The following is a 15,965-nucleotide window of genomic DNA, read 5'->3' as shown; positions in this document are numbered from 1 at the left end:
ACGAGGGGGCCCCGCAGGCTGCTGCCTGCGGGTCCGCTCGTCGACAGCCTTACTGGTTGGCGCTGCTGATTCCCTCAGCGGAACCGCTGAAGAAGTCGAGTGCACCGAAGAGGTCGGCAGCGTTGACGAAGAATTCGGCCAGATCAGCGAGCATGGTGTAAATCCCATCTGTGGAGAATCAACAGCGGTGCGATCGCGGTAACGAACGCAAATCAATTGTTACCAGAAAATTCGAATCTCGCAGCGCCAGGCGACTGAGTTCCACATCACATACAACTCGTACGGAGCAAATCACGAATCGATCACAACCGCGAAACACTCTCCATTTCCCCAGCTGAGAGACCCAATCCTGCGAAGTACGGCCCATTCGGGGCAGGATTCCGCCCCACCTCGACATTGATCTCGGACAATGTCGAGAAGAAGCGAAATTACACACCACCGAGCAGCTTTCACACCGGCGGGATTCGACACATCGGACAAACCGAAACAATCCACCAATTCGATGCTCATTCGCTCACGACACGCTGCACCCGAGGGTTCTTCACACCGTCATCCGGCGTTCATCGAGGGCCAGCCGATCTCACGACGGCGCTGCACCGGTGCGAGAAGCACAGCGACCCGAGGGCGTCGGTCCTCCTCACCCAGGTATGTCCCCTTATCCTGAGTGGGTATCTGTCCGCGATTACACACAGAGAGAACCATGAGACGCGCCAAGCGCAAACCGCGAAGACCCGCCCCGTCCGTCGACGACCACCCCGTCCCTGAACCCCGCTTCGTTCCCGGAAGCCGGAATCCCGGATGCTGACCGCGCTCGGCATCGCCTTCGGAATCTTCGTCGTCCTGGCCATCACCGCTCTGACCGGTTACTTCGTGGCCCAGGAATTCGCCTACATGGCGGTCGACCGCTCGCGGATGAAGGCCCGCGCCGAAAGCGGAGACAAAGTAGCCTCACGCGTCCTGTCTGTCACACGCCGCACCTCCTTCATGCTCTCCGGCGCGCAGCTCGGAATCACCGTCACAGGCCTGCTCGTCGGTTACGTCGCCGAACCTCTGATCGGTAGCGGTCTCGGCGTGGCGCTCGGAGGCGTGGGTGTACCCACCGCCGTCGGAGTCGCTGTCGGCACCGTTCTGGCGGTGCTGTTCTCCACCGTGGTCCAGATGGTGTTCGGTGAGCTCGTCCCGAAGAACCTCGCGATCGCCCGGCCCGAACCGGTCGCCCGGTGGCTCGCGCTGTCCACGACGGTGTATCTGAAGATCTTCGGGTGGCTGATCCGTCTGTTCGACGCCTCGTCGAACCTGCTGCTGAAGGCGTTGCGGATCGAGCCGGTCCACGATGTGGAGCATTCGGCGACCCCCCGCGACCTCGAACACATCGTTGCGGAATCCCGCGACACCGGTGAGCTGCATCCCGAGCTGTCGAAGCTACTCGACCGGATCCTCGATTTCCCGACCCGCACCGCCGAGCACGCAATGATCCCCCGGGCGCGCGTGGACTTCGTCGACATCGATGAACCCGTTGCCAGCGTCCTGGAGAAGATGGGCACCGGTCATACCCGCTACCCGGTTGCAGGCACATCGTCCGACGATGTTCGGGGCGTCGTGCATCTGCACGACCTGCTGGGGATCGAGAATCCGACGGGCACCGTCGGCGACGTGTGCCGCCCCGCGGTGATCGTGCCGACGACTTTGTCGCTACCCGAGGTGCTGGCGCAGCTGAACGCCGAAGGCGAGGAGATGGCGCTGGTGATCGACGAATACGGCGGATTCGCCGGAGTTGTCACCGTCGAGGACATTGCCGAGGAACTGGTCGGTGAGATCGCGGACGAACACGACCCCGCACTCGAGACCCAGGTGATCACCCGATCCGGCGACGGTTGGCTCATTCGCGGCGACGTACACCTCGACGAGGTGATCCGCACGCTCGATGCCGAGCTTCCCGAGGGCGACTACGAAACTCTCGCGGGCCTGGTGATCGCTGAGTTCGGCGGGCTCCCCGAGGTGGGCGACACGGTCACCATTGCCGTCGATCCCGATCCGGCCGATCTCGTGCGCGAGTCGGCCCCCCGCTCGAAGCACCTCGTCGTCGAGGTTCGGGCAGTCGACAAGCACGTTCCGTCCTCGGTGTTCGCAACACTGCGCAGCGACGACGAAGTGAAGGACGACGAGGTGAAGGGCCATGAGTAACCCCTGGGTGGTTGCAATCGCGACCGTGATGCTGATCGCGGCCAGCGCATTCTTCGTCGCAGTCGAATTCGCCTTGATCGCCGCGCGACGTCACCGGCTCGAAGATGCTGCGCCGGACAGTCGTTCGGCTCGTGCTGCATTGCGCAGCGCGTCGGAACTGTCGGTGTTGCTTGCAGGGTCGCAGCTCGGCATCACGGTGTGCACACTGGCGCTCGGTGCGATCACCAAGCCTGCGGTCCACCATTGGCTCACACCGGTGTTCGAGAGTTGGGGTGCGCCGTTGTGGTTGGCCGACGTCGCCGGATTCGTGTTGGCGTTGATCATCGTGACGTTCCTGCACCTCGTCGTCGGTGAGATGGCGCCCAAGTCGTGGGCCATCGCCCATCCGGAGAAGTCGGCGACACTGCTCGCCCTTCCGATGCGCGCCTTCATGTGGTGCACCCGTCCGGTCATCGTGCGGCTCAACCACATGGCGAACTGGATTCTGCGCAAGGTCGGAGTGGAAGCGGTGGATCAGGTCGCATCGGGTCAGGATCCCGATGCGTTGCGTCACCTCGTCGAGCATTCCGCCACCGTCGGGACACTCGACGAGCGGTACCACGGTCATCTGAGCAGTGCACTCGAACTCGAGGCGCTCACCGTGGGCGACATCGTCACCCCCAAGGCACGTCCGAGCAGTGTGCGGCCCGAGGCAACCGCTGCGGAGATCCAGGACACGGTCCGCCGGACCGGGCACCTGCGACTCCTGGTGCGCGGCAACGGACACATCGACGGTGTCGTCCATGTGCGCGACAGCCTGCAGGCAGGCGACGGCGTGACGGCCCGAGATCTGATGCGGCCTGCGCTCACTCTCGACGCGGCGATTCCGGTGTACGAGGCGCTGGGCACGATGCGCGAGACCAGGAATCATCTCGCGACGGTGACCGACGACGGTCAGGTGGTCGGGCTGATCACCCTCACCGACGTTCTGGCACGGCTGCTCCCGTCGGAGCACGACGCCGCCTGAGGCTCCTTCGACGTCACCGGTCGCTGCCCCCGAGCACATGCCCGAGGGCCTGTAGGGACAGCTCCGGTGCGCCGAGGAGTGCACGCATCTCCTCGTGACGACCGTCGGCGACCGGGTGGACACCGATGTAGTTGTGCCACTCGTCGCCGACCGGGAGTGGCCGTACGACGACGGTCGCGCCGACGCTCACGTCGTCACCCACAGTCCGGTCCATCACCCGTATGCTCTCTCCGCTGCGCACGTCGCGAACGGTGAATCCGTCGACCGGACGCACCTCGTCGAGTACACCCATGACGAGCGGCGCACCGTGCCACCGCTGCGCGAGGTCGCGTTCGTCGGCGGGAAGCAGTGTGGCCCAGTGCTCGACGAAATGGTCGAACGCTCCCCCGTCGAACAGTACGACGTCCGACACCACCCGCACGTCGTGGTGGGCCTGGTCGACCTCGGCGAAGAGCCGTTGCCAGCGCGGTTGGTCGATGATCAGACCTGCCTTCGCGTACAACCACACGGCGCGGTGCTCGAGCGAGGTGTCGCTCTTACCGAGGTGGCACACCTTGTACTTGCGGCCGGAACCGCACCAGCAGCGGTCGTTGCGGCCCAGTTCCGGATGCTCGACCGGCTTGAAATGCTGTAGGAACGGATACATCGGGTGCTGCGTTCCGGCCTCGGCGCGTTCGAGCAACAGCAGACCCGTGGTCGTATCGCCTCGCATCGCTGCGAAGGTCGCGAGATCGTTCAGCGCCGGTGAGAAGCCGGGATCCTCCGAGGTTGCGAGCCGGTAGCGTCGTTCGGCCTCCAGCGCGTCGTCACGTGCCAGTTCGGCTCGTCCGATCATCCAGTGTGCGCCCGCCCTGGTGGTGCGGGATCCGCGGCGGAGCAGCTGTTCGGTGGCCTGCACCATCACATGCGGTTCGATACCGAGCCGGAACAGGGCCTCGTCCGACACCAGTTGTGCGACAGCAGGGTCCGCGAGTGGTATCAGTGTCTCGGGATCGTCGAAGCACTCCTCCAGGTAGGCATCGAGCGAGAACTCGACGTCGTCTTCCTCGAGTGACCACGACGTCAGGAGTGCCAGGAAACGCGTCGCGGCGCGCGCCGAGTCGGCGTCCAGACCGAACGCCTTGCCGAACCACTCGGATGCGGCGCTTTCCTGTTCGACCGGACCGGCAGCGGGTACCGGACCGGCAGCGGGTACGGCACCCGCCCGGATCAGCTTGTTGCCCGCACGTTCGAATCCTGTGTCCGCGAGTTGGTCGCTCAGCGGTGCGCACGTGTCGCGAGCCAGCTGCGGGTCGGCGACGAGCGCTTCGAGCAGATCCATTTCGATGTAGAGATCGGATTCGCGCTCCGACATCGCCGAGATCCACTCGCCGAGCGTGCCCGGTGCCGGTTCGTCTCCGACATGGTCGACGGTGACCTCTCCGTGTCGGACAGTGAGTGCGACGAGGTCGCCGACCCTGCGCGACGCCAGGAACCCCTCGGGCAGGACCACCACGCCGAATTTCGCCCAGCCCTTGCCGGACAGTGCACGAGAAGCGAGTATCTCGTCGTGGAATCCGGGAACACCCACGCTGATCGGTGGGTCGTTCGGCAGAATCAGGGCGGGTAGCAACACGTCGAACATCTCGAGGGCATTCGCCTCGATCTCTTCCGCGGTGAGCCGATGGGTGAAGACGCGACCCTCGAGCACTGCGTCGAGTGCGATGAAGCGCCCGTCGCGCAGCTCGCTGATCACGGGGTCTACGAGGGCATCACCGAGTTCGATCGCGGCCTCGATCTGCGCGGGGTCGCCGAAACCCTGGGCGGCGAGCGCGGCGGCGAGCGCCGGCAGGGTGTGCGGGCCGCCGTCGCGGAGCAGCGCTGTCTCGGTGGCAGAGAGGTCGGTCGGTGAAGAATCCACGACCTGAGCCTACGGCGGCGCTCCGACCGGGGTCAGCCGCCGACGGAGGCGTGCATCTCCCACACGAGGACCTCGGCTCCGGAGTCGGCGGTGAGCTGCTGGCCACCGCCTCCGCTGATTCGCACCGCGTCGCCTTCGGCGAGCAGTCCGATTCCTTCGAGCGCAACGCTGCCCCGCGCGACGAACACGTGCAGGTAGGGCGCATCCGGCAGGGAGACCGGGTGGCCGGGCCGCATCCGCGACACGTGCAGCGCTGTGTACTGATTCCGGATGCGGATCGCCGCGTGGTCGGCGTGGTTCTTCATTCCGGAGGCAACGGGAACGAGGCCGCCCGAAAGCAATTCGTGGTCGATCTCGAGCTGCTCGTAGCCCGGGGCCACTCCGGCCTCATCGGGCAGCACCCACATCTGGACGAAGTGCACGGGGGTGTCGTGCTGCTCGGCGTGCAGACCGGTGGCACCGTCGAAGCGCCACGAGTCGTTCTTCTCCGAGTGCAGGATGCCGGAGCCTGCGGTCATGCGCTGGGCCAGACCCGGGTAGATGACGCCGGAGTGGCCGGTCGAATCCTGGTGGACGAGGGAGCCCTGCAGTACCCAGGTGACGATCTCCATGTCCTGATGGGGATGTGTGTCGAAGCCCTGGCCTGGGGAGACGATGTCGTCGTTGTTCACCATCAGCACACCGTGGTGGGTGTTCGCGGGGTCGTAGTGGTGACCGAAGGAGAAGGAATGCTTCGAATCGAGCCAGCCGATCTTGGTCTTCGGCCGGTCATCGGCGCGGCGGACATCGAGGCGCGGTTCGTTCACGGTGGTGCTCATGATGATCGGTTCTCCGGGTCAGCAGTTCGGATCTGCGGTGGGCGGGTTACGGCGGGGGCGGATCTGGGCGTTCGGCAGGCTCGGGGCGGGAAGACGTGCGACGTCGCCGACGTAGCCTTCGACACGTCCGAACCGGTCCGATTCGCTCTGCCAGGCGTCGCGGTAGGCGGCGATCTCGTCGTGGGAGCGACCGACGAAATTCCACCACATGACGATCTCCTCGCCGAACGGCGTGCCGCCCAGCAGGATCAGGCGTGCAGGTTCATCGGTGAGATTGGTCAGGGCGAGCCGGGGTACGCCCGTGCCGACGTAGCCGAGCGCCGCCCGCTGCAGCACGGTGTCGAAGAGTGTCACCTCTCCGGTGTCGACGAGGACTCCGTGTTCGAACTCGGGATCGACGTCGAGCGTGATGGTGGCGTCGGGGTCGACGATGATCTCGACTCCGAGCAGCGGTGTGAAGGTGTGTACCGGCGAGGTGTTGCCGGCGAGGGTGCCGAGGAACACCTTGCCGGTGCCTCCGCCGAGATCGACGGGTTCGGGAGCGTGATGCTGGAAGTCGCGTGGGGCGTCGCGATCGGAGTCGGGCAGGGCCACCCACAGCTGCACACCGTGCAAGGTACTGGTGGCGGCCGTCGAGACCTCCGAGTGACAGATACCGTGTCCGCCGGTCATCAGGTTCATCTCGCCCGGGCGCACCGTGGCGTGGACGCCGTGACTGTCGCGGTGCTCGATCTCACCGGTGAACAGCCAGCTCACGGTCTGCAGGCCGGTATGTGGGTGGGGCGCGACATCCATGCCACCGGTGGCGGAGACGTCGTCGGGTCCGTAATGGTCGACGAAGCACCACGCGCCGATGAGTGAGCGCTGTCGTTGGGGCAGGGTTCGCCGAACCGGCATGGCGCGTGGACCACCGAGGGGCACTTCACGCGAGGTGATGATCTCGACACGTGGGTTCCGGGTGTCCTCGACCCGATGGTTCTCGGTCTGGCAGCGGATCTCGGTGGGGGTGGTGTCCGTGTTGCTCATCTCGATCGTGGCCTTCCGGTCTGGTGCGGATCTCATAGGACAGTCTGCGCTACAGGATCATCGAGCCGTACATTTCTCCGAGCGGATCGGCGATGAGCTCGAGCCGTTCGCCGTCGGGGCCTTGGAAGTACAGTGAGACCTCGCTGTGTTCGGCGAGTTCGACGCCGGCAGCGGTCAGCTTCTCGCGCAGGTGCTCCCATCTGGAGAGTTCCATACTGATGGCGATGTGATGCAGTCCGCCGAGGACCTCCCGATAGGGGCCGACGCCGAGGCCGGGGAAGTCGAAGAATGCCAACAGGTTTCCGTTTCCGATGTCGAAGAAGAAGTGCGACGACCCGGGATAGTCACGGTTCTCGATGAGTTCGACGAGGGGAAATTCGAGCAGTTCCTGATAGAACTTCACGGTGCGCTCGACGTCGCTGCTCACGATCGCAGTGTGGTGCAATCCGCGCGCCGACGACTCGGGACGTGAGCCTTCGGGCTGCAGGTAGCGGTCGCGGATCTCGTCGCGTCGCTGCGCGAATGAATCGTCGACCTGCGCGGTGGCGGTCATATCGGTCCTCCTCCGGTCATCGACGGTGGGCATTCCACTGCCGGACTAGTTGATCTCTCAATCATCATGACAAATAATAGTTGCGCCGTCAACTATCTGTTAGGGTCGAGGTATGGAACCGACGAAATGGCTGACACACGACGAGCACCGGCTGTGGCGTTCGTACCTCGATGCCACCCGCATGCTCTTCCAGGACCTCGACAAGCAGTTGGTGCGCGACTCGGGCATCTCGTTCGCCGATTACGAGATCCTCGTCCTACTCTCCGAAGCGGACGACCGCAGACTACGGATGCGGGAACTCTCCGACGCGAGCACCACGACGCGCAGCGGCATCACCCGCGCGATCACCCGAATGGAGACCGCGGGCTGGGTTCGACGCGTCGAATGCGAATCCGACAAGCGAGGTGCGTGGGCCGAATTGACCGACAAAGGCGCCGCGACACTCGCCGACGCAGCCCCCGGGCATGTCACCGCAGTACGCTCGGCCGTATTCGACGCCCTCTCCCCCGACGACATCACCGTGATGGCCGGCGCCTTCACCGCCATCCGCGACCGAATGCAGGAACGCAGGAGCACCACCTGAAGACCGGGCCACGCACACGGCCGATCCCTCGACGCTTCGCGGCTACGCTCGAAGCCGGCCGCACTACCGGAAGGATGCAGACATGCCCACGGACACCCCGGACCCCCGCCTCGCCGATATCGCCGTCTCCCATAATCCCCAGCGCAACCGCTACGAGATCCACGACGGCGACACCATCATCGGGCACACCGACTACCGCGCCGGTGAAGGCACCCAGCGCGTGTTCGTCCACACCGAGGTGGACGAGAACTACGGCGGAGTCGGTCTCGCAGGCCGCCTCGTGAAGTTCGCGCTCGACGACGTCGCCGCGCATGGCGGCCGCATCGTGCCGGTATGCCCGTACGTCGCGAAGTACGTGACCAAGCACCACGACTACGACAACATCGTGGACCGGCCCGGAGGGCCCGCATGAACCACGCCGAGCGCATCTCCATCGACAAGCAGACCCGCCCGGTATACCGCGCGCAGGTGGCCGTCGCAGTGGCAGTCCGAGACGCCGTGAGCAAGGCAGGCCTCGACCGGAAGCTCACCGAACTCGTCAATATCCGCGTGTCGCAGATCAACGGGTGTGCCTACTGCCTCGACGTGCACATTCGTGACGCACTGAAAGCAGGCGAGCGGGCACAGCGCCTCGCCGTGCTGCCCGCATGGCGCGACACCGACCTGTTCACCGACGCGGAACGCGCCGCGCTGACCATCGGGGAGCTGGTGACCGACCTTCCCTCGTCGTACGAACAGGACTGCCGCTACGCGGAGGCTCGGAAGGCACTGAACGACGAGCAGCTCTCCGCGATCATCTGGGTCGCGATTGCCATGAACTCGTTCAATCGCATCTCGATCCTCAGCCGCCACCAGGTCCGGCCGGCCGACTGGAAGTCCTGACCGGATCGGGTCCCGAACGGGCACCGATTCGGGCCACGACCGGGAGAAGGGCCGCCGTCGCCAGCGACACCACCAAGACGCCCAACGCCATGCCGGAAAACACATCGTGGACGTAGTGCACGCCGACGGCGACACGGGAGAGACCGAGCACCACGGCAAGCGGGGCAACGAACCAGAGCATCCGGGGGACGGCAAGCACACACGCGGTGGCAAACGACGCTGCGATCACGGAATGGTTCGACGGCCACGACCAGTCACCGATCTCCGGGCACTCCAGGACGGTCGCGATACCCAATGTCCGGCAGGGCCGCGGTTCGGTCACCACCAGCTTGATGACTTCGCTGAGCAGATATGCGGCGATCACCCCGACTCCCGCCACTACGAGAGTCCGGAAAGCCCGTCGATCCCGGAGCCAGGACCACACGGCGAGTACACCTGCGGTGGCCACGAGGACGAGCAGTCCCTTGTCGGCGACGATCCCAGCCGCCGACCCGAGGAACGACGCCTCGAATGTCTGCGCGATCGCAAGATAGAGCTCGTCGCGGACGGGCACTGCTGCTACAGCAAGCAGTGCCAGGACGACGGCTGTCGGCATAGCAGGTAACAGCATCGACTGGACCAACCGCGAGGAAATGCGCGGTGAACGCTCGGTGACGACCATGATCGACAACGCTAGCTTGACGGCCCACCCGCTCGGAGTTCGGCTCGTCCGAGCGGCGACCGGCAGTACGCTGGACTCGTGTGGAGAACCTGGGTGCCGTCGCTGGCGATCGCTGCGGTCGCTGTGCTCGTAGTGGCGACCGGAGCTCTCGACCCGGCCTCGATCGCCATCGCGGTCGTCCTGTTCGTGCTCGCCTGGATCGGATCCCCGCTGCTCTTCCCGCGTCACGTCGACGATGCGACCGCCCGGCTCGAGGCCGCCGGCACGAACACCCCCGTCGTCTACTGGCGCCCCGGGTGCATGTTCTGCATGCGCCTGCGGGCATCCCTGTTCCGTCGCGCCGATCGTGCGATCTGGGTGAACATCTGGCGCGATCCCGCAGCGGCGGCACGGGTGCGCGAGGTCAACGACGGCAATGAGACGGTGCCCACCGTGTTCCTCGGGGAGAGGGCGCACACCAATCCCGACCCCGAGTGGATGCGCGCGCAACTCCGCTGAGCGAGATCGACACGTCGTCCTCCTTCGACCGTGGGTATCTTGGATCAGCGAGTGCACCTGTACCCGAGAGGCCGGTCCCCCGATGCGCCACGATCCGCGACGACTGTCGCAGGAGCTGTACCCTCTGCGCCGCGCAGTCACCCCCTTGTTCGGTGACGTCGACTCGCTCGGGCACGTCAACAACGTGGCGATCGCCCGATACTTCGAACAGGCACGCGTTCTCGTCATGGAGGAACTCACCTCGGTTCTGGGCGGCCCTGCATTCGAACGCGCGGTACTCGCCCGGATCGAGATCGATTATCTCGCCGAGGTGTTCTACCCGCACGAGGTCATGATCTCCACCGGGGTGTCGAAGGTGGGCACGTCGTCGATGATTCTCGGCTCGGCACTGTTCCAGCACGGCAGATGCGTCGCGCTCGCAACTTCGGTGGATGTCGGTATGCGGCCGGAAGGCGGCGCGGCACCGATCTCCGACAAGGTGCGTGCTGTGCTGGACAAGTATCTGCTCGACCTGCCGGTCTGATCGTCTCCGGTGATCACCGTCCTCCGGGCACGAACGCACCTGCTCTGCGCACGATGTGATCATGCAGCCGCGCAACGGCCGGTGTCGGACGGTGATTCCCCCTGATCAGACCGATGTCGCGATCGCGGTGTCCCGTCAACGGAATCCCGACCAGGTCGTCGCGGGACATGTCGCTGCCGGAGGCGGCGCTGCGCTCGGAGGCCGGTAACAGTGCAACACCCAATCCCTGGGCGACGAGGGCGCGTGCCGTCTCGAACTCCCCGATCTCGAACGCCACACGCGGTACGAAACCCGCGTCCTTGCACCAGGTGTCGAGCAGTCGACGAAGGTGATACACGGGCGGGTTGGCGATGAAATGCTCGGCGGCGAGATCGGCGAGATCGATCTGCGTCCGCTCCGCAAACGGGTGCGACGGCGCGACATACAGCAGGATGCGTTGAGTTCCGAGGTGGACGACGGGCAGGTCGTCCGGGGGTGGGATCACCACAGCGAGGTCGAGACGACCCTCCCGAACCATCGCGCACAGCGCTTCGCCGTGGGCTTGGACGAGGCCGAACCGGATGCGCGGTGCGGCCTCGTGGAATTCGGCGAGGAGCGAGGGAACGCTCACCGGACCGAGAGTGAGAGGAAAGCCGAACCGGACCGATCCACTCTCGGGGTCGGCGTTGCTGCGTACGACATGCACCGCGTCGTCGAGTTCTCGGATCGCTCCGTGGGTGCGTTCGTGCAGATCCCGGCCCGCCGCGGTCAAGGCGACGCCCCGCCCGGCCGGCTGGAACAGCGCCACCCCCAGGATCTGCTCGAGCATCTTCAGTCTCCTGCTCAATGATGACTGCGGCACGCTGAGCGCAGCCGCCGCGTGAGTGATATGCCCCTCCATCGCGGCCGCGTCGAACGCGGCGAGCAGGGGCACCATCTCGGCCAGATCTGAGGAAACCCATTGATCCATATTCGAATTATAAAGCATCGAATCATTCATTGGACGAATCGGTATGGACGGAGGAGGCTCGGGGCACCGGCAACAGAAGGAGTGTTTCCTCATGCGCGACAACACATCCGACACCATCCACGATGTCGTCCTGATCGGCGGCGGGATCATGTCCGCCACCCTCGGCGCGATGATGTCCCGCCTCGAACCCGACGCCTCGATCATCCTCCTCGAACGCCTCGACGAGATCGCCGGGGAGAGTTCCGGCGCGTGGAACAACGCGGGTACCGGGCATTCCGGCTACGCGGAACTCAACTACATGCCCGACCCCACCGATGGAACGACCGCGCAGGACATCGCGCGACGGTTCCACCTCTCCCGACAGTTCTGGTCGTCGTTGACCGACACCGGCACCATGCCGGAGTTCCTCACTCCCGCACAGCACATGGACGTCGTCTTCGGAGAACGCGACGTCGAGTACCTGCGCACTCGGGTCGACACCCTGCGGTCGTCACCGGTGTTCTCGGAGATGGAATACACCGACGATCCCGAGACCATCCGCGAGTGGGCTCCGTTGTTGATCGAGGGCCGCACCGACACCGGACCCATGGCTGCCTCACGCCACCACGCAGGCACCGACATCGATTTCGGTGCACTCACCAGGTGGCTCGTCGACGACATCGCAGCCCGCGGCGCCGACGTGCGCCTGCGCCATGAGGTCACAGGTCTGAACCGCCGTGAGGACGGACTGTGGGTGATCACCGGCCGCGACCGGAGCAGCGGGCAACGCTTTCATCTGCGCTCGCGGTTCGTCTTCGTGGGTGCGGGCGGCCACGCACTGACACTGCTCCAGAAGGCACACGTCGACGAGGTGCGGGGATACGCCGTGTTCCCCGTCGGAGCGCAGTTCTTCCGCACCGACAACCCGGTGGTCGTCGCGCGGCACGACGCGAAGGTCTACGGCCAGGCCGACGTCGGCGCCCCGCCGATGTCCGTGCCGCACCTCGACCGGCGCATGGTGGACGGGACACCGTCGTTGATGTTCGGGCCGTACGCAACATTGAGCACCCGTCTACTCCGACACGGCCGGTTGTCCGACCTGTTCCGTACGATTCGCCTGCGCAACGCCACCGTGATGGTCACCGCAGGCCTGCGAAACCTGGCGCTCGTGCGGTATCTCGTCGGGCAGCTCACCTCATCGAAGAAGCGCAAATTCGCTCAGCTCCGCCGGTTCTATCCGGGAGCGGATCCCGCCGACTGGTCCCTCGTGCAGGCCGGACAGCGGGCACAGCTGATCAAGCCGGATGAACGCGGCCGCGGTGTGCTGACGTTCGGAACCGAACTGGTCACGAGCGCGGACGGGACGATCGCGGGGCTGCTCGGTGCGTCGCCGGGGGCATCGATCGCACCTGCCGTCATGGTCGAACTACTCGAACGGTGTTTCCCGAACAAGCAGGACTCATGGGTGCCCGCGCTCCAGGATCTGATGCCGGATCTGTCGCGCGAGACTGCCCGACGTCATTCGACGACGATCGCGCCCTCGGCGCCCCGGCCGGCGTCGAACATCCGATGGTTGAGGAACGTGTAGGTGCCGGGTTCGAGGAACTGCAGTTCGACGAACCCACCCTGCGCGACCGCCAGATCGAGGACCTGCGCGCCTCCGCTGTCGGGGTTGCCGGCGCGCAACAGGTACGCCCCCTCCTTGTAGACGGTGTCGAATTGACTGCCGACGACGTGGAATCCGACGCCCTCGTTGGGGCCGGCATCGAGGACCCAGATCCGCAGGCGGTCGCCGACCTCGGCGTGCAATGGGCGATGAAGGTACTGGTTGGCGAACCCGTTGAACATCACCAGATCCGGAGTGCCGGCGTCGACCTTGTCGGCGTCGACCTCACCATCGCCGAGATACGCCTCGGACTGCACCATGAGGTATTCGGCGTCGGCGGGGCCGAGGCTCGGCGGGTCGATGACGACCGCACCGAACATCCCCGCAGCGATGTGCATCGCCATCGGCGCGGTTGCGCAGTGGTACAGCCAGATTCCGCTGTGCTCCGCCCGGAAGCGATAGATCAGCTCCTCACCCGGATTGATGGTGCGCATCGGTTCGTCGGGTCCGACCATGCCTGCGTGGAAGTCGATGGAATGCCCCATGGTGCCGTGGTTGACCATCGTGATCTCGAAGATATCGCCGACTCGACCGCGCAGGGTCGGGCCCATCGCCTGTCCGTTGTACGTCCACATCGTCTGGGGTACACCCACGGCGTATTCACCAGGAACTTCGGTGATCTCGAAGGTGTACCGATGGGTCGTCCCGTCGGGTGCGGGCGCGAGCGACGGGTCGCGGGCCACGAAATCCGGGTCGGGTTCGGCGGCGAGGTCCACCGTCGGCGCTCCGGCTGCCGAGCCGTGGTCGTGGGCCGTCACGTCGTCGCCGCCTTCCGCGACGATGTGGAACACCATGCCCTGCTGCCGATGTCCGACGATCGAACACCACCCTTCGATATCGGCGCCGACCACACCGACGTCGAGGGTCGACGACTCGCCGGGCGCCAGCCTGCCGGTGTCGTGCCCGGTCGCGAGAACTAGATCGTGCACCTGATCGTCGGCGTTCGTGACGGTGAGGACGAGACGATCGCCTGCCGGAACAGTGAGGGTATCGGGTGTGAAGCGCATCCCGACCGCTTCGACGTGGACCTCGGTGGTGTTCCCGGTCGGGGTGACACCGGCCGATGAGTCCTGACCACCGATGCTCCCGCCACCGATACCGGATGTGACGACGGCGACGAGTGCGAGGCAGGCCAGCGCGGAGGTCGCCTGAAGCCCACGCTGATGGGTGGCCGGGACGTAGTCGGGTACGGCCTGTCCCGACATCACGGCTCGGCGACCCGCCACCGACGCCTTGGCGCTGATGATCATGATCGGCAGGAACATCACGAAGGCGAGCATGACCAGCGCGGTGACCCCGACCCGCATCCAACTCACGAGAGGCAGCAGGAACAGCAGCAGACCGATGTTGATGACGACGATCCGCCAGACCCACCACCGGTTCATCTTGTCGACGCCGCCACCCACGACGGCGGGTCCCCCGCCCATCAGAGTGGGCAGCAGATGACTCATGACGCCGAACAGCAGTTGCGCCGCGAATCCGGCCAGGAAGGGCACGGTCATCAACGTCGCCCGGTCGGGGTCCATCGGACCGGTCGCGAGCACGATCGCCAGGCTCGCCAGCGACCCGAGCAGCCACAGCATCGCTGCTGTGACAGATGTGGCAGCGTACCCGGCGGGCGGATGAGTGAGGGCGCCGCGCAGTAGCGGACCGGCCACGACGATCCACCCGGCGAGGTAGATCGTGCAGCCGACCGCCGCCACGAGCGGATGCCCCGTCAACGCGCCGACCATGAACACCGCGATACCGACGAGCAAAATGACCAGAGCGACAGGACGTCGCCGCGTCCCTGTCTTCTGCGTCCCGATCAGATTCGGGTACATCACGGTGAGCACACCCGCAGCGGCCAAGCCCAGGAACCCGAGAAGGTTCATGGCCTGGTGGGCTAGAAGGAATCCGGCTTCTGTGTCTGCGGTCGCCCCGTAGGCCAACACCGCGCCGAATCCGGCGCCGAACGGCAGCATCGCCGACGAGGCAACGAGGAACCACACGCTCTGCGCGTGCTCGGCCGGGCCGTCCCCCTCCTGGGCTCTCGATCGCTGCGCCCGCCGGAGAAGCAGCAACAGCGAGATCGCATGCCAGGCAACCATCGCTCCGACGAGCACCGCCCCGACGAGGGTGACGGGGAACCACCCGCCGACAACACCGATGATCGTGACGACGATTCCCGCGTTGAGCAGGTAGATCTTGGCGAGCTGAGGCCCCCGTTCGGATTCGGGGAGGTGATATCCCAGAAATCGTTCGGCAAGCGTCTGCGACCACACCACGATCGAGTTGGTGACGGCGCCGAGGGTGAACAGATGCACGAGCAGCCAGCGCGACTCCGGAAGGAACGGGTGTGTGAGCCCGGCGAGAATCAGCAGCACGAGCCACACCCGCACGGGCATACCCGCTCGTTGATGCCAACTCTTGGGTCGCTTCACCGGCTGTGTGGTGGTCACAACTCGATGGTAGGACCGCCCCAACGGAGGCATACTGCCCAGTGTCGTAGAACCTACCGGGCGAGTGACCTCGTCCCTCGGAGACGCCCGACCAAGTCCTCTGATGCAATAGAGTAGTGAGATACGGGATCAGCGACCACCACGTGACAGGACAACCGTTCAGGAAACGTGCAAATGTGTGTCCTGAGTCGACGCCTTGCAGCGTCGACGTTGGCCCTCACCCGGGGGTGTGGGTCTTCCCGGGGCAGTACCCGTCGCCCGCGTAGTGCAGGTCTTACGTGGGTTTCCGTCGGGCT

At 65.5% G+C, this 15,965-nt stretch carries 15 protein-coding genes; 8 read left to right on the top strand and 7 right to left on the bottom strand.

Translation table 11 applies throughout. From position 1 onward, the window contains the following. Positions 1-798 precede the first annotated feature (798 nt). The gene (locus ACFWB0_RS24935) at positions 799-2,184 is read left to right on the top strand and encodes a hemolysin family protein (RefSeq protein WP_378493079.1); all 1,386 of its coding nucleotides are present in this window, start codon (positions 799-801) and stop codon (positions 2,182-2,184) included. Beyond that, positions 2,177-3,190 (top strand): hemolysin family protein, encoded by a 1,014-nt coding sequence (locus ACFWB0_RS24930; protein ID WP_378493078.1) that lies wholly within the window; start codon positions 2,177-2,179, stop codon positions 3,188-3,190. Before ACFWB0_RS24935 ends, ACFWB0_RS24930 begins: the two co-directional genes overlap by 8 nt. 13 nt (positions 3,191-3,203) lie before the next feature. Here ACFWB0_RS24930 and ACFWB0_RS24925 read toward each other — a convergent pair whose 3' ends face one another. The 4 genes from ACFWB0_RS24925 to ACFWB0_RS24910 are packed head-to-tail and all read right to left on the bottom strand — an operon-like array spanning position 3,204 to position 7,520. After that, a complete protein-coding gene (locus tag ACFWB0_RS24925) occupies positions 3,204-5,090 on the bottom strand; it encodes an SEC-C metal-binding domain-containing protein (RefSeq protein ID WP_378493077.1) in 1,887 nt (628 codons plus the stop codon). Positions 5,091-5,122: 32 nt separating this feature from the next. After that, on the bottom strand, positions 5,123-5,908 hold the full coding sequence (locus tag ACFWB0_RS24920) for a pirin family protein (RefSeq protein WP_378493076.1): 786 nt from the start codon (positions 5,906-5,908) through the stop codon (positions 5,123-5,125). An 18-nt stretch (positions 5,909-5,926) separates the two neighbouring features. Beyond that, the gene (locus tag ACFWB0_RS24915; protein WP_378493075.1) at positions 5,927-6,934 is read right to left on the bottom strand and encodes a pirin family protein; all 1,008 of its coding nucleotides are present in this window, start codon (positions 6,932-6,934) and stop codon (positions 5,927-5,929) included. A 49-nt stretch (positions 6,935-6,983) separates the two neighbouring features. Next, positions 6,984-7,520 carry a VOC family protein gene (locus ACFWB0_RS24910; protein WP_378493074.1) on the bottom strand — a complete coding sequence of 179 codons (537 nt, stop codon included), beginning with the start codon at positions 7,518-7,520 and terminating at the stop codon, positions 6,984-6,986. Between the two features lie 79 nt (positions 7,521-7,599). On the opposite strand from ACFWB0_RS24910, the gene ACFWB0_RS24905 reads away from it, so the two are divergent. The 3 genes from ACFWB0_RS24905 (at position 7,600) to ACFWB0_RS24895 (ending at position 8,952) form a co-directional block, all read left to right on the top strand. Continuing rightward, positions 7,600-8,070, top strand: coding sequence for a MarR family winged helix-turn-helix transcriptional regulator (locus tag ACFWB0_RS24905; RefSeq protein WP_378493073.1), 471 nt, complete (start codon positions 7,600-7,602; stop codon positions 8,068-8,070). Positions 8,071-8,152: 82 nt separating this feature from the next. Next, positions 8,153-8,482 (top strand): GNAT family N-acetyltransferase, encoded by a 330-nt coding sequence (locus ACFWB0_RS24900; RefSeq protein WP_378493072.1) that lies wholly within the window; start codon positions 8,153-8,155, stop codon positions 8,480-8,482. After that, entirely contained in the window at positions 8,479-8,952 is a 474-nt protein-coding gene (locus ACFWB0_RS24895; RefSeq protein ID WP_378493071.1) for a carboxymuconolactone decarboxylase family protein, read from the top strand. The genes ACFWB0_RS24900 and ACFWB0_RS24895 overlap by 4 nt, the downstream gene beginning before the upstream one ends. On the opposite strand, the gene ACFWB0_RS24890 is transcribed toward ACFWB0_RS24895, so the two are convergent. Further along, entirely contained in the window at positions 8,912-9,613 is a 702-nt protein-coding gene (locus ACFWB0_RS24890) for a phosphatase PAP2 family protein (RefSeq protein WP_378493070.1), read from the bottom strand. The two genes, ACFWB0_RS24895 and ACFWB0_RS24890, sit on opposite strands and share 41 nt — an antisense overlap. A gap of 78 nt (positions 9,614-9,691) precedes the next feature. On the opposite strand from ACFWB0_RS24890, the gene ACFWB0_RS24885 reads away from it, so the two are divergent. Both ACFWB0_RS24885 and ACFWB0_RS24880 read left to right on the top strand, forming a co-directional pair. Beyond that, positions 9,692-10,111, top strand: coding sequence for a glutaredoxin family protein (locus ACFWB0_RS24885; RefSeq protein ID WP_378493069.1), 420 nt, complete (start codon positions 9,692-9,694; stop codon positions 10,109-10,111). An 82-nt stretch (positions 10,112-10,193) separates the two neighbouring features. Next, positions 10,194-10,634 carry an acyl-CoA thioesterase gene (locus tag ACFWB0_RS24880; protein ID WP_378493068.1) on the top strand — a complete coding sequence of 147 codons (441 nt, stop codon included), beginning with the start codon at positions 10,194-10,196 and terminating at the stop codon, positions 10,632-10,634. Between the two features lie 13 nt (positions 10,635-10,647). On the opposite strand, the gene ACFWB0_RS24875 is transcribed toward ACFWB0_RS24880, so the two are convergent. Continuing rightward, positions 10,648-11,583 carry a LysR substrate-binding domain-containing protein gene (locus ACFWB0_RS24875; protein ID WP_378493067.1) on the bottom strand — a complete coding sequence of 312 codons (936 nt, stop codon included), beginning with the start codon at positions 11,581-11,583 and terminating at the stop codon, positions 10,648-10,650. A 91-nt stretch (positions 11,584-11,674) separates the two neighbouring features. Here ACFWB0_RS24875 and mqo point away from each other — a divergent pair, with 91 nt between their 5' ends. Next, on the top strand, positions 11,675-13,150 hold the full coding sequence (gene mqo / locus ACFWB0_RS24870) for a malate dehydrogenase (quinone) (RefSeq protein WP_378493066.1): 1,476 nt from the start codon (positions 11,675-11,677) through the stop codon (positions 13,148-13,150). On the opposite strand, the gene ACFWB0_RS24865 is transcribed toward mqo, so the two are convergent. Next, positions 13,081-15,669 carry a multicopper oxidase domain-containing protein gene (locus ACFWB0_RS24865; RefSeq protein ID WP_378493065.1) on the bottom strand — a complete coding sequence of 863 codons (2,589 nt, stop codon included), beginning with the start codon at positions 15,667-15,669 and terminating at the stop codon, positions 13,081-13,083. The genes mqo and ACFWB0_RS24865 overlap by 70 nt on opposite strands. Positions 15,670-15,965: the final 296 nt, after the last annotated feature.

Source organism: Rhodococcus sp. NPDC060086, assembly GCF_042730275.1.
In the GTDB taxonomy this organism is placed as follows: domain Bacteria; phylum Actinomycetota; class Actinomycetes; order Mycobacteriales; family Mycobacteriaceae; genus Rhodococcus.
This window is presented reverse-complemented; position numbering and strand designations above follow the sequence as displayed.

Coding starts and splice junctions, on each gene's coding strand:
- ACFWB0_RS24935 (WP_378493079.1), top strand. CDS start 799: ATGCTGACCGCGCTCGGCATCGCCTTCGGAATCTTCGTCGTCCTGGCC.
- ACFWB0_RS24900 (WP_378493072.1), top strand. CDS start 8,153: ATGCCCACGGACACCCCGGACCCCCGCCTCGCCGATATCGCCGTCTCC.
- ACFWB0_RS24895 (WP_378493071.1), top strand. CDS start 8,479: ATGAACCACGCCGAGCGCATCTCCATCGACAAGCAGACCCGCCCGGTA.
- ACFWB0_RS24875 (WP_378493067.1), bottom strand. CDS start 11,583: ATGGATCAATGGGTTTCCTCAGATCTGGCCGAGATGGTGCCCCTGCTC.
- ACFWB0_RS24910 (WP_378493074.1), bottom strand. CDS start 7,520: ATGCCCACCGTCGATGACCGGAGGAGGACCGATATGACCGCCACCGCG.
- ACFWB0_RS24920 (WP_378493076.1), bottom strand. CDS start 5,908: ATGAGCACCACCGTGAACGAACCGCGCCTCGATGTCCGCCGCGCCGAT.
- ACFWB0_RS24880 (WP_378493068.1), top strand. CDS start 10,194: ATGCGCCACGATCCGCGACGACTGTCGCAGGAGCTGTACCCTCTGCGC.
- ACFWB0_RS24930 (WP_378493078.1), top strand. CDS start 2,177: ATGAGTAACCCCTGGGTGGTTGCAATCGCGACCGTGATGCTGATCGCG.
- ACFWB0_RS24890 (WP_378493070.1), bottom strand. CDS start 9,613: ATGGTCGTCACCGAGCGTTCACCGCGCATTTCCTCGCGGTTGGTCCAG.
- ACFWB0_RS24905 (WP_378493073.1), top strand. CDS start 7,600: ATGGAACCGACGAAATGGCTGACACACGACGAGCACCGGCTGTGGCGT.
- ACFWB0_RS24915 (WP_378493075.1), bottom strand. CDS start 6,934: ATGAGCAACACGGACACCACCCCCACCGAGATCCGCTGCCAGACCGAG.
- mqo (WP_378493066.1), top strand. CDS start 11,675: ATGCGCGACAACACATCCGACACCATCCACGATGTCGTCCTGATCGGC.